Annotated in this window: 12 protein-coding genes; 4 read left to right on the forward strand and 8 right to left on the reverse strand. The window is 64.7% G+C overall.

Annotation, left to right across the window (positions count from 1 at the left end; translation table 11 throughout):
• The first annotated feature begins 229 nt into the window (after positions 1–229).
• The 3 genes from ACSQ23_RS20450 to glpK are packed head-to-tail and all read left to right on the forward strand — an operon-like array spanning position 230 to position 4016.
• Complete coding sequence (locus ACSQ23_RS20450; protein ID WP_282569970.1) at positions 230–1012, forward strand: DeoR/GlpR family DNA-binding transcription regulator; 783 nt, start codon at positions 230–232, stop codon at positions 1010–1012.
• Positions 1009–2529 carry a glycerol-3-phosphate dehydrogenase gene (gene glpD / locus ACSQ23_RS20455; protein WP_436091685.1) on the forward strand — a complete coding sequence of 507 codons (1521 nt, stop codon included), beginning with the start codon at positions 1009–1011 and terminating at the stop codon, positions 2527–2529. The genes ACSQ23_RS20450 and glpD overlap by 4 nt, the downstream gene beginning before the upstream one ends.
• A complete protein-coding gene (gene glpK, locus ACSQ23_RS20460; RefSeq protein ID WP_436091686.1) occupies positions 2526–4016 on the forward strand; it encodes a glycerol kinase GlpK in 1491 nt (496 codons plus the stop codon). Before glpD ends, glpK begins: the two co-directional genes overlap by 4 nt.
• A 167-nt stretch (positions 4017–4183) precedes the next feature.
• On the opposite strand, the gene ACSQ23_RS20465 is transcribed toward glpK, so the two are convergent.
• Positions 4184–4705, reverse strand: a complete 522-nt coding sequence (locus ACSQ23_RS20465) for a CAP domain-containing protein (protein ID WP_436091687.1) — start codon at positions 4703–4705, stop codon at positions 4184–4186.
• Positions 4706–4908: 203 nt separating this feature from the next.
• Between ACSQ23_RS20465 and ACSQ23_RS20470 the strand changes: the two genes are divergently transcribed.
• Positions 4909–5067, forward strand: a complete 159-nt coding sequence (locus ACSQ23_RS20470) for a hypothetical protein (protein WP_156384551.1) — start codon at positions 4909–4911, stop codon at positions 5065–5067.
• Here ACSQ23_RS20470 and ACSQ23_RS20475 read toward each other — a convergent pair.
• The 7 genes from ACSQ23_RS20475 to ACSQ23_RS20505 all read right to left on the reverse strand — a co-directional run bounded on the left by ACSQ23_RS20475 (position 5029) and on the right by ACSQ23_RS20505 (position 12030).
• Positions 5029–6066, reverse strand: coding sequence for a hypothetical protein (locus ACSQ23_RS20475; protein ID WP_436091688.1), 1038 nt, complete (start codon positions 6064–6066; stop codon positions 5029–5031). The two genes, ACSQ23_RS20470 and ACSQ23_RS20475, sit on opposite strands and share 39 nt — an antisense overlap.
• A gap of 344 nt (positions 6067–6410) precedes the next feature.
• Positions 6411–7220, reverse strand: coding sequence for an SDR family NAD(P)-dependent oxidoreductase (locus ACSQ23_RS20480; RefSeq protein WP_055884709.1), 810 nt, complete (start codon positions 7218–7220; stop codon positions 6411–6413).
• A 12-nt stretch (positions 7221–7232) separates the two neighbouring features.
• Entirely contained in the window at positions 7233–8216 is a 984-nt protein-coding gene (locus tag ACSQ23_RS20485; RefSeq protein ID WP_436091689.1) for a sugar phosphate isomerase/epimerase family protein, read from the reverse strand.
• A gap of 113 nt (positions 8217–8329) precedes the next feature.
• Entirely contained in the window at positions 8330–9040 is a 711-nt protein-coding gene (locus tag ACSQ23_RS20490) for an SDR family NAD(P)-dependent oxidoreductase (protein WP_436091690.1), read from the reverse strand.
• A 54-nt stretch (positions 9041–9094) separates the two neighbouring features.
• Complete coding sequence (locus tag ACSQ23_RS20495) at positions 9095–10201, reverse strand: ABC transporter ATP-binding protein (protein WP_436091691.1); 1107 nt, start codon at positions 10199–10201, stop codon at positions 9095–9097.
• Position 10202: 1 nt separating this feature from the next.
• Entirely contained in the window at positions 10203–11111 is a 909-nt protein-coding gene (locus ACSQ23_RS20500; protein ID WP_436091692.1) for a carbohydrate ABC transporter permease, read from the reverse strand.
• Complete coding sequence (locus ACSQ23_RS20505; RefSeq protein ID WP_436091693.1) at positions 11104–12030, reverse strand: carbohydrate ABC transporter permease; 927 nt, start codon at positions 12028–12030, stop codon at positions 11104–11106. Before ACSQ23_RS20505 ends, ACSQ23_RS20500 begins: the two co-directional genes overlap by 8 nt.
• Positions 12031–12092 lie beyond the last annotated feature (62 nt).

Consider the following 12092-nt stretch of genomic DNA (forward strand, 5'->3'; position numbering starts at 1 on the left):
CCTGACTGATAGAGACGGCCCCCTCCCGGCCTCCCCCACAAGGGGGGAGGCGAAGAGTCGAGGCTCGGTCTTCGATTGTGCCAAACGCACCAGCGGGGCACCTCCCCCTTCATGGGGGAGGATGGGAGGGGGCCGTCTGCTTCGGCTCAATAACGAAACTCATCCGAACATTTCGCTATCGAAACGAACCTGATCCGCGTATAGGTGAACCAACCTCCCGGAGGATGGATTGGACGCGCTGACGCAGCGGCAGGATGACATCATGGCGCTGGCCCGGCAGCACGGGCGGGTGGATGTCGACGCCCTGGCGCTGCAATTCGCAGTGACGCCGCAGACCATCCGCAAGGACCTGAACGAACTCTGTGACCGCAAGCTCCTCAACCGCCTGCATGGCGGCGCCGCTTACCCGTCGGGGGTTTCGAACTATGCTTATGAGGCGCGGCGGATGCTGGCGGCGGAGAGCAAGCGCCGGATCGGGCTTGCCGCCGCGGCGATGATCCCTGACGACTCCTCGCTGATCCTCAATATCGGCACCACCACCGAGCAGGTGGCGATGGCACTGCGCCGTCACACGGGCTTGATGGTGGTGACCAATAACATCAACGCCGCCAACATCCTGCGCGAGGTGCCGAGCGCCGAAGTGGTGATTGCCGGCGGCGTCGTGCGGCATGCCGATGGCGGCGTAGTGGGCGAGGCGGCAGTGGATTTCATCCGGCAGTTCCGGGTCGATTACGCAGTGATCGGCGCCTCGGCGATCGATGCCGACGGCACGCTGCTGGATTTCGATTTTCGCGAAGTGAAGGTGGCGCAGGCGATCATCGAGACGGCGCGCAAGACCATCCTCGTCGCCGACGCGATGAAGTTCGAACGTACCGCGCCGGTGCGCATCGGCCACCTCGAGCAGATCGACGTCTTCGTCACCGATGTCGCCCCCTCCCCCGCCATCGCCGCGATCTGCGCGGCATCAGGCGTCGAGCTCCACATTGCCAGCGAAGGACTACCCCCCAGATGAGTGACGCAGCAGACGCGTTCGATGTGTTCGTCATCGGCGGCGGGGTGAACGGTACCGGCATTGCCCGCGATGCAGTGGGGCGCGGCTATTCGGTCATGCTGGCCGAGATGCATGACCTCGCTTCAGGCACTTCGTCTGCGGCGACCAAGCTGGTGCATGGGGGCCTGCGCTATCTCGAGCACTACGAGTTCCGGCTGGTGCACGAGTCGCTGGCCGAGCGTGAAGTGCTGTGGGCCTCGGCGCCGCACATCATCTGGCCGCTGCGGTTCGTCCTGCCCTACGAGAAGAACCTCAGGCCGGCCTGGCTGCTGCGGCTCGGGCTGTTCGTCTACGATCACCTCGGCGGGCGGAAGCTCTTGCCGGGGACCAAGACGCTCGACCTCAGCAAGGACCCGGCCGGGCGACCGCTGAAGCCGGGGCACAAGGTGGCATTCGAGTATTCGGACGGCTGGGTCGACGACGCCCGGCTGGTGGCGCTCAACGCCCGCGACGCGGCCGACAGGGGCGCGCGGGTGGTGACACAAACCAAGGTCGTCTCGGCACGCCGCGAGAACAACCTGTGGCGGATCGAGCTGGTCGGCCCGGCAGGTAACGAGACGGTTTCGGCGCGGCTGCTGGTGAATGCCGGCGGGCCGTGGGTCGACCAGGTGATCCGCGAGACGGTCGGTCGCAACGAGGCGCACCATGTGCGACTGGTCAAAGGCAGCCACATCGTGGTCCGAAAACTCTTCGACCATGACCGCTGCTATTTCTTCCAGAACGCCGACGGCCGCATCTTCTTCGCCATTCCCTACGAGGGCGACTACACGCTGATCGGCACCACCGACCAGGATTTCGAGGGCGACCCCACCGGGGTCAAGATCAGCGATGCGGAGACCGACTATCTCTGCGCCGCGGCGAGCGAGTATTTCGTCAAGCCGGTGACGCGCGACGAAATCGTCTGGACTTATGCGGGCGTGCGGCCGCTGTTCGACGATGGCGCCAGCGCCGCGCAGGAAGCGACGCGCGATTATGTGCTGAAGACCGAAGGCGAGACCGGCAACGGGCCGCTGATCAACGTCTTCGGCGGCAAGCTGACCACGCATCGGCGGCTCAGCGAGCAGGTGGTCGACAAGATCGACGGGTTGCTCGGCAAGAAGGGGCAACGCTGGACCAAGGGCGCACACCTGCCGGGCGGCAACTTTCCGCCCACCGCCTTCGAGGCCGAGGTGCGGAAGCTCGCGGCGAAAAAGGCGAACCTCGACCCGGCCTTCATCCGCCGGCTGGTGCGGGCCTATGGCACGCTGGCTGCCGATGTGCTGGGCGAGGCACAGAGCCCGGCCGAGCTTGGCGAACATTTCGGCACAACGCTTTATGCGCGCGAGGTCGATTACCTGATGGATCGGGAATGGGCGCGGACCGCCGACGACGTGCTATGGCGTCGCTCGAAGCAGGGCCTGAAATTCAAAGCAAACGAGAAGGCGGAACTGGCCAGGTACATGGCCGAACGCCTCGCCGAGATGGGGAAGAGACAATGAGCGGCAACATCCTCGCGATCGACCAGGGCACCACATCCAGCCGGGCGATCGTGTTCGACGAGCACCAGAAGATCGCCGGACTCGGCAAGATGGAGTTCACCCAGCATTTCCCAAGGGATGGCTGGGTCGAGCATGTGCCCGAGGAGATCTGGGCGACGGCGCTGTGGAGCGCCAAGACGGCGATCAAGAAGGCCGGGATCAAGGCCAGCGAGATCGCGGCGATCGGCATTACCAACCAGCGCGAGACGACGATTGTCTGGGATCGGCAGACCGGCAAGGCGATCTACAATGCCATCGTCTGGCAGGACCGGCGCACCACCAAGCTGTGCGAAAAGCTGAAAAAGGCAGGGCACGAGAAGCTGGTGAGCAAGAAAACCGGGCTGCTTCTCGACCCCTATTTCACCGCCACCAAGCTCGCCTGGATTCTCGACAACGTGCCGGGTGCGCGCAAGCGCGCCGAGAAGGGCGAGCTCGCCTTCGGCACGGTCGACAGCTACCTGATCTGGCGACTGACCGGTGGCAAGAGCCACGCCACCGACATTACCAATGCCTGCCGCACCCTGCTGCTCAACATCAAGACCGGCGAGTGGGATGACGAACTGCTGAAACTGTTCCGTATCCCGCGCGCCATCCTGCCCGAAGTGAAGGACAATGCCGATGATTTCGGCATGACCGACCCCGAGATCTTCGGCGTCGCGTTGCCGATCTATGGCGCGGCTGGCGACCAGCAGGCGGCGACCATTGGGCAGGCCTGCTTCAGCCCGGGCATGCTGAAATCCACCTACGGTACGGGCTGCTTTGCGCTGCTCAACACCGGCACCGACATGGTGCGCTCGAAGAATCGGCTCTTGACCACCGTCGCCTACCGGCTCAACGGCGAGACCACCTATGCGCTCGAAGGCGCCATCTTCATTGCCGGCGCCTCGGTGCAGTGGATGCGCGACATGCTGAAAATCATCGAAAAGAGCGGCGATGCCGGGGTGCTGGCGGCCAAGGCCGACCCGACACAGAACGTCTACCTGGTGCCGGCCTTCGTCGGGCTGGGCGCACCATGGTGGGATTCGGCGGCGCGCGGCTCGCTCACCGGGCTGACCCGCAATACCGGGCCGGCGGAGCTGGCGCGGGCGGCGCTCGAGTCCGTCAGCTACCAGACGCGCGACCTGATCGACGCCATGCGCAAGGACTGGAAGGGTGCGCACGACACGGTGCTGCGGGTGGATGGCGGCATGGTCGCCTCGGATTTCACCATGCAGTTCCTCGCCGACATGCTGAACACACCCGTCGACCGGCCGACCATCCTCGAGACCACGGCGCTCGGCGCCGCCTGGCTCGCCGGCTGGAAGGCAGGCGTATGGCCGGACCAGCAGGGCTTTGCCGAACGCTGGGCCCTCGACCGGCAATTCACGCCGCGGATGGATGAGGAAGAGCGGACGCGGAAACTGAAGGGCTGGCGCGATGCGGTGCGGCGGACGCTGAGCAGTTCGTAGCGCGCCGGCGGTGCCCGACAGGCCGGTGCGGGCTGCCCCCCCACCCTTAATCCCTCCCCGCAAGGGGGAGGGAGACGATCAACTCGATGCCAGTGTTTGGGTCTCCCTCCCCCTTGCGGGGAGGGGACAGGGGTGGGGTCCACAGCCACCGGCGGCTGCATATCGCCTCAGTGCCACGCCTCGAACGGCCCACCGGCAATGAACGCCCAGTAGGTCCGATATTTGCTCGTCCGGTTCGCCGGCACCGTCGCTACCGCCAGCCCGAATTCCTGGAACTTGGTGGAGAGCAGTGTATCGCGGTGCGCGGGCGAGGCCAGCCAGCCGTTGATTGCCTGGTCGAGGGTCGACTGGCCGCCGGCGACGTTCTCGCCGACGGCGCCGTCATAGCCGGCAGTGGTGACGCGCTGGCGGAGGGTGACGCCGAGATCGTGCGACAGCGTGTCCTTGGCGGCCATCAGGTTGGCCTGCGAGCGGGCGGCGTTCTCGAGCTGGATGTTGTAGCGCAGCGGCGGCTTGCCGGCGGCGGCGCGGGTGCCGTTGATCGCCGCCATGATGCCGCCCTGGGTCAGCTGGATCGGCGCGACGCTGCTGGTACTGCCCGGCGGCTTGGCCGGCGGCACCACCGAGGTGCAGGCGGCGAGCAATGAAAGGGTGGCGAGAAGAAGAAGACCGCTGCGCAGAAGCGTCATAGGCGAGTGTTCCAGTGCGAGGCGGCGGCAGAAGCGCGCCAATCGTGGCGTTGAAATGGCGTTTGACTGCCCTCGATCACACGGTTGCGCGAGCCGGAGCGAACTACAAGGCATTTGACTCTAATTAAGCATGATTTTGCAAAGCGCTGGCTGACCCGAAGACATGCGCGCACCCTTTGCCTGCAGCTCAGGGGGCTCGCATCATGCTCGACCAGGAATTCGAACATTTCGACGTCCGCGCCATGACCCGGCACGAGCTGGCGCGACACACCGATTTCGCCCGCAACATGCTGTTTGCGGCGAGCGCCGCATCGCTGACGATCCTAGGCGCCGGCGCCTTCTTCCTCAGCCTCTTGCTGTAGTTCTGCCCCTGCCCCGGCCCAGATAGCCGCGGCCACCAGCGCGACATAGGTCAGCGCGGCAATCGCAAAACCCCAATCGCGGTAGACGCCAGCCACATAGGCGAGCGGCAGCAGCACAATCACATTGATGGCGATATAGAGCAGCGTCGCCTTGAGGTGCGAGCCGAAGCGGCGCTGCAGCGCCTGGTAGGCGTGACGCTTGTGGCCTTCCCAGGAACGTTCGCGGCGCAGTAGGCGGCGGGAAAGCGTGGTGAGGCTGTCGGCGAGGAACAGGCCGCCCAGGATCAGCCACTGCCACAGGCTGAGCCAGAAGCTGAGCATGGTGGTGAAGGCGAAGAAGGCCAACATCAGCCCGAGATAAGTGCTGCCGGCATCGCCCATGAAGATCTTTGCCGGCGGCCAGTTGAGCAGCAGGAAGCCGAGGCACGCGGCGGCAAGGCCGAGCATCCACCAGAGCCTGGGATCATCGATGATGCCGGGCTCGAACAGGTAGGCGAGCAGCGGCGCGCCCACGAGGAGGAAAATCGCCTCCGATGCCGCAAGGCCATCGATGCCGTCCATGAAGTTAAACAGGTTGATCCACAGCGCACCGCCCAGCGTGAGGATCACCAGCAGTACGGATTCCGGTACCGGCAGGCCGAGCTGGTCGATCGGCAGCACCGCGACGATGGCGCCCATCAGCAGCACCTGGGCGCCGAGCCGCCAGCGCGCGGCGATCGGGCGCTTGTCGTCGGCATAGCCGATGAAAGCGAGGAGGATGCCGGCCATGATCACCGGCACACCCAGCCAGGGCAGCAGCAGCGCCATCAGCAGCCCGGCAATCGAGCCGCCAGCGACGATACCGACACCGCCGCCGCCCGGGGTGGGCACGACGTGCGAAGAGCGGCCATTGGGCTGTTGCATCAGCCCGAGCCTGGCGCCCCGGCGCATGATGAACCAGGCGGTGAGAAATGAGACGAGCGCCGCGGTGGCAGCAATGGCAAGGCCGAGAGTGGGCATGGGCGCTCCGGGTTGAGCGACGAGCGTTAGCCGGACGCGGCGGTCCGCTCAAGCCCTTCCACATCCCAGACGTCATTCCCGCGAAGGCGGGAACCTAGTGGGATGCCGCTGGTCTGGTGGAGGTTGAAGCATCCCACTGGATCCCCGCCTTCGCGGGGATGACGCCGGTGGGCGGGGCGGCCTTGGGCGAGCCGCGATCGCACCATGTACGCGGTGTCATCCCAGCGAAAGCTGGGACCCAACTATCCACTGGCGCAGACTGCGGGATGGGTCCCAGCTTTCGCTGGGATGACAGCCGGTGGGTGGGGGAAGCTACCTGCTTCGCCCCCGCCCCAAGCCAGAAATCAGCCCGCGTAAAGCTGCAGGCCGCCGTCGACGCGCAGCAGCTGGCCGTGGATGAACTTGGCTTCCGGCGAGCAGAGGAACACCACCGCGTCGGCGATTTCCTCGGGTTCGGCGTAGCGGTCCATCGAGACCTTGTTGGAGTTCATCTTGTCCGGATCGACCGTGCGGGTCGCCTGGAAGCGCGCGGTCTTCGACGGTCCCGGGCTCACCACATTGACGCGCACGCCGTGCTCGCGGACCTCGTCGGCGAGGCAGCGGGTATAATGGGTCACTGCGGCCTTCAGCGTGGCGTAGATGCCGCCACCGCTCACCCCGATATGGGCGGCGACCGAGGCGATGTTGACGACAATGCCGTGCTGGCGTTCGACCATCTGCGGCACGAAGGCCTGGGTCACCAGCATGGTGCCGATCAGGTTGTTGTTGGTCAGCGTGATCAGGTCGTCATAGGTGATGCCGAGGATGTTGTTGGGCACCGGCTTGCCGCCCGCCGCACCGATATCGCCGCCGGCGCAGTTGACGAGGATTTCGACCGGGCCGAACTTCTCCTCGATCTCTTTCTTCATATTGTTGACCGCGTCGCGGTCGCCGATATTGCCGGTGACGCCCATCGAGCGGACACCGAGCCCCTCGATGGTCTTGATCATGGCGCCAAGGTTATCCGCCTCGCCGTACTTGGCGGCGGCGTCCCAGGTCAGGTCATGCACCACCACATCGGCGCCGCGCGCCGCCAGCTTCTTCGCCATGACGCTGCCGAGGCCGCGGCCCGAGCCGGTCACGAAAGCGATTTTGCCTGAAAGATCCTTTGCCATAACGGCCTCCAATCACATTAGTCCTTGAGCCTTCAGGTTCGCAGCACTCTTGCGGTACTGCGACAGCTCGTAATCGATCAGTTCGTGGTCGGCGTTGCGCTGCCACGGGGTGCGCCATTCTTCGCCCACTTCGAAGCGGTTCTTCTGCACAGCAAGCAGGCACGCGGCGAGATCCTCGGCCTGCTTGGGCGCATAGCCGTGCCACCACTCGGGGGTAAACAGCTTGACGTGCCGATCATCGAGCGCACCGATCTCGATGCAGGCGACCATCTCGTCATTGTGCTCGGCGAGGATGTCGAACATCTGCTTGTGCGGCACGCAGCCGTCACCCGAGGGGCAGCGCACCAGGCGGAAGCCATCGGGCTCGATCACGGCGCGGTAGTCCTTGACGTGGCAGTGGCGCACGTAAGGGGCGATCACCCGGGTGAAATCGAGCGGCGACTCGGCCACCGGGAAGGTGTTGGCCATGTCGAAGACGATGCGGACGCTCGGCCCGTACTCATCACAGAAATTGACCAGCTCGCGCGAGGTGAAGTCCTGGTGGTTCTCGATCAGCAGCACCACACCGGCGGCGGTCAGCTTGGGCACCGCGGCCTGGAGTTTCTCGTGCACCGAAGCGACAAGATCGTGCCATTTCTGGCCGGCGGCGGCGCGGTCACCGCAGAGGATCGGGGTCATGGCGACGCGGATATATTGGGCATCGAGCGCCTTGGCGCAGCGGATCAGCTGGTCCATGTCGCCGTGCTGCAGGCCGGAACTCACGACGCGCTTCCAGCCCAGGGTGTCTAGGCGCTGCTTCAGCGCGGCGAGTTCGCCATCGGACTTGTCCTTCAGCCAGCCGTCCCACAACTCGATGGCCTTGCCGCCCAATTCCTCGGTCAGCTTGATGAAGCCCTCGAGGCCGACGCCGTTGGGGTTGTGGCGCGGCGTGCCGGAGCCCTGCAGGCCGAGATAATAGGTGAGGCCATAGGGGTTGAGGCCGGTCGTAAGTTTCATCGGAGTACCGTTGGTGCGAAAGCCTGGCTGAATGGGCCGCCGACTCCAGGAAGTGGACACGGCGTCTCCCCATTATGGGGAGGATGGGAGGGGGTCGTCCCTATCAATTCGTATTACCGCAATCCCCCATCCACGGTGATGGATTGCTTGGTGATCATGCGGCTGTCATCGGAGGCGAGGAACAGCACCATGCGGGCGATCTCATCGCCGAGCAGAACGTGCTTCAGCGCCTGGCGCGACACCACCGCGTCGATCGATTCCTGGGTTGGGAACCACAGCCGCTTCTGCCGCTCGGTGATCACGGCGCCAGGCTCGATGGCGTTCACCCGGATATTGTCCTTGCCGAAGCCGCGACCGAGCGCGCGGGTCAGGCCCACCACGGCGGCCTTGGCGGTGGCGTAGACCGGCATGTTGTCGGCGCCGCCGCGCCAGGCGATCGACGAGAAGTTGATGATCGAACCGCCACCCAGTTCCTGCATGTGCGAGCGCACCGCCTGCGCCGCGAAGAATTGCGGCTTCAGGTTGATATCGGTCGAACGGTCCCAGTATTCCTCGGTGACGTCGTCGATGGCGTGGCGATCGTCGTTGGCCGCGTTGTTGACGAGGACCCCGATGGGACCGAGGCGGTTCTTGACCACATCGATCGCGGCACGCAGGCCCGTGATGTCGGTGATGTCGCAGACGAGGAAGGTGGCGCCGGTCTCGGTGACCAGCTCCCGGCCCTCGGCCTCGAGGATATCGACGAAGGCGACCTTGGCGCCACAGCGCGCGAAGGCCCGGACGACATCGGCGCCGATGCCGCTGGCGCCGCCGGTGACGAACACGACCCGGCCGGCGAGGCTGGGATAGTTGGCGAACTCGGTAATTTCCTCAGACCCCTAAATCAGTCGTGTCGTCGCCGGGTCGAACAGGCAGGCGCGGGTCATGTCGACGGCAAGCGGCATGTTCTCGCCGGTCCTGGGCGCCTCGTCCGGGGAGAACCGGCCGACCACCTCGCGGTCGCCGAACTTCAGCACCGCCATGGTCTCGGCGCCAGTCGGCTCCACCACTTCGACGAGCGCCGACATGGTGGCAAAACCCTGCTTGCCGCTCGTGCTGGCGGACTGGCGGCTCAGATGCTCGGGACGGATACCGAGGATCACCTTCTTGCTCTGCGCCCGGTCGGCCACCCCGTTATGGAGCGGCAGGCTCGCGACGTTGCCGCCCGAGAGCGGGAAGTTGACCGCCGGCCCGCCACCGGTTGAGGTGATCTCGGCATCGATGAAGTTCATCGAGGGCGAACCCATGAAGCCAGCAACGAAGGTGTTGGCCGGGCGGTTGTAGACGGTATCGGGATCGGCGAACTGCTGCACTTCACCCTGGTGCATCACGGCGATGCGCGAGGCGAGCGTCATGGCCTCCACCTGGTCGTGGGTGACGTAGATCGTGGTTTTGCCGATGCGCTGGTGCAGCTTCTTGATCTCGGTGCGCATGTCGACACGGAGCTTGGCGTCGAGGTTCGACAGCGGCTCGTCGAACAGGAACAGCGCCGGATCGCGCACCAGGGCGCGGCCCATGGCGACGCGCTGGCGCTGGCCGCCCGACAACTGGCCGGGCTTGCGCTTCAGGAACGGCTCGATCTGCAGCAGCGCTGCAACGCGAGCGATGGTCTTGTCCTGCTCGGCCTTGGGCACGCCCCGGCTTTCCATGCCGAAGGCCATGTTCTCCTTAACCGACATGGTGGGGTAGAGCGCGTAAGACTGGAACACCATGGCGATGTCGCGGTCCTTGGGCTGCACCGAGTTGACCAGCCGATCGCCGATATAGATCTCGCCCGTGGTCACGGTCTCGAGACCGGCGATCATGGCGAGCAGCGTGGATTTGCCACAGCCCGAGGGGCCGACCAGTGCGATGAACTCGCCGGTATTGGCCTCGAGGTCGACACCCTTCAGCACTTCGACGATGCCGAAGCTCTTACGCAGGTTCCTGATGGTCAAGGATGCCATTTTACTTGATTGCTCCCTGGGTAAGGCCGCGGACGAAGTATTTTCCGCCGAAGAAGTAGACGAGGAGCGGCGGCAGCGCGCCGATCAGCACGGCCGCACTCATTACGTCATAGGTACGGACCGTGGTGCCGCTCATCGAGAGGGCGACCAGGGCCGCGGTGATAGGCTGGTTGGAGCCCGAGTTGAGCACCACACCGAACAGGTATTCGTTCCAGATGCCGGTGAACTGCCAGATCACGGTAACGATGATGATCGGCGGCGACAGCGGGACCATGATCTTCCAGAAGATGCGCCAGAAGCCGGCGCCGTCGATGCGAGCCGCTTTCAGCAGATCATCGGGGATCGAAACGTAGTAGTTGCGGAAGAACAGCGTCGTGAACGACAGGCCCTGGACGCAGTGCACCAGGACGAGGCCATAGACCGAGTTCGAAAGCCCGAGCTGGCCAAGGGTGAACGCCCAGGGCAACAGCGCGATCTGGCCGGGCATGAACACGCCGAGCAGCATGAAGCCGAAGACGACCTCGGACCCCGGGAAGCGCCACTTCGAAAGGATGTAGCCGTTGATGGCGCCGAGCGCCGTCGAGATGATGGTGGCCGGGATGACCATCGCCACCGAGTTCCAGAAATAGCGGGCGACGCCATTGCACTGGCCGCCGATACAGAAATCGCTCCACGCCTGCGGCCACGCATCGAGCCGGAAGCTGTTCGGCAACGAGATGAGACCGTTGGCGCCGATTTCGGCGTTGGTGCGGAACGAGTTCAGCACCACCACCGCCAGCGGCACGATGTAGACGATGGAGATCAGCCCGAGCAGGCCATAGACGACAAGCCGCGAGATCAGGCGTCGGCGGCTGGCAGCCGCGGCCTCGCGGTCTTCAACCATGCCAGCACCAAGGACAGCGTCAGCCATTGCTTGCCTCCTTGCGACGGCGCCAGACCAGATAGAGCGAATAGGGGACCAGCACGATGGCAAGCGCGGCCAGCACCATCATTGCGGCAGCAGCACCCTGCCCGATCTCTCCACGCTGGAACATGAAGTCGTAAACATAGGTGGCCGGGAACGTGGTCGAGATGCCAGGCCCGGAATTGGTAAGGGCGACGGCGAGGTCGAAGGTCTTGATGGCAAACTGCAGCAGCACCACCGCCACGGCGATGAAGATCGGCCCGATGGTGGGCAGGATCACCTTGCGATAGGTGCGGAACCAGCTGGCGCCGTCGATCTGCGCGGCCTTGATGATGTCCGGATCGACCGATCGGAGGCCGGCGAGGAACAGCGCCATCGAGAAGCCGGCCGAGCCCCAGATACCGGTGATGATGATGGCCCAGATGGCGTTCTTGCGGTCGGTGGTGAGGGCGAACTGGAAATCGGTCCAGCCCATCGCGTTGACCAGAAACTGAATGCCGCTCGAGGGATTGTAGAGCCACTGCCACACGGTACCGGTCGCGATGAAGCTGACGGCGAGCGGGTAGAGGAAAATGGTGCGCCAGAACGACTCGGCGCGAATCCGCTGGTCGATCAGGATGGCCAGCAACAGGCCGAATGCCATCGAGATGGTGACGTAAAACAGCGAGAAGAACAGCAGGTTGTTGTAGGCGACGCTCCAGCGGCGGTTGGTCCAGAGCGAGACGTAGTTCTCGAAGCCCTTGAACCCGTAGCTCGGCAACAGGGTCGAGTCACTTAGCGAGATGTAGAAGGTCCAGCCCGCGAAGACGAAAACGTAGACGAAAGACGCAACAATAGACGGCGCGATGATGAAGATGGGTGTCCACTTTTTGATGCGGTCCCACATACTCGTGCCAGTCGAAACGGACTGACCTGCAATTGCCAACGGAATGCCCTCCATACCGGCCGCCAAGGGAACCGGCCGCGGGCAAAACACCGCGGCCGGCA

Origin of the sequence: Devosia sp. LjRoot16, assembly GCF_964252795.1 — a bacterium.
Taxonomy (GTDB): Bacteria; Pseudomonadota; Alphaproteobacteria; order Rhizobiales; family Devosiaceae; genus Devosia_A.

What these genes read in the sequence shown, in the direction of transcription:
- glpD (WP_436091685.1), top strand. Translation starts at nt 1,009, where the DNA reads ATGAGTGACGCAGCAGACGCGTTCGATGTGTTCGTCATCGGCGGCGGG.
- glpK (WP_436091686.1), top strand. Translation starts at nt 2,526, where the DNA reads ATGAGCGGCAACATCCTCGCGATCGACCAGGGCACCACATCCAGCCGG.
- ACSQ23_RS20465 (WP_436091687.1), bottom strand. Translation starts at nt 4,705, where the DNA reads ATGACGCTTCTGCGCAGCGGTCTTCTTCTTCTCGCCACCCTTTCATTG.
- ACSQ23_RS20470 (WP_156384551.1), top strand. Translation starts at nt 4,909, where the DNA reads ATGCTCGACCAGGAATTCGAACATTTCGACGTCCGCGCCATGACCCGG.
- ACSQ23_RS20475 (WP_436091688.1), bottom strand. Translation starts at nt 6,066, where the DNA reads ATGCCCACTCTCGGCCTTGCCATTGCTGCCACCGCGGCGCTCGTCTCA.
- ACSQ23_RS20480 (WP_055884709.1), bottom strand. Translation starts at nt 7,220, where the DNA reads ATGGCAAAGGATCTTTCAGGCAAAATCGCTTTCGTGACCGGCTCGGGC.
- ACSQ23_RS20485 (WP_436091689.1), bottom strand. Translation starts at nt 8,216, where the DNA reads ATGAAACTTACGACCGGCCTCAACCCCTATGGCCTCACCTATTATCTC.
- ACSQ23_RS20495 (WP_436091691.1), bottom strand. Translation starts at nt 10,201, where the DNA reads ATGGCATCCTTGACCATCAGGAACCTGCGTAAGAGCTTCGGCATCGTC.
- ACSQ23_RS20500 (WP_436091692.1), bottom strand. Translation starts at nt 11,111, where the DNA reads ATGGCTGACGCTGTCCTTGGTGCTGGCATGGTTGAAGACCGCGAGGCC.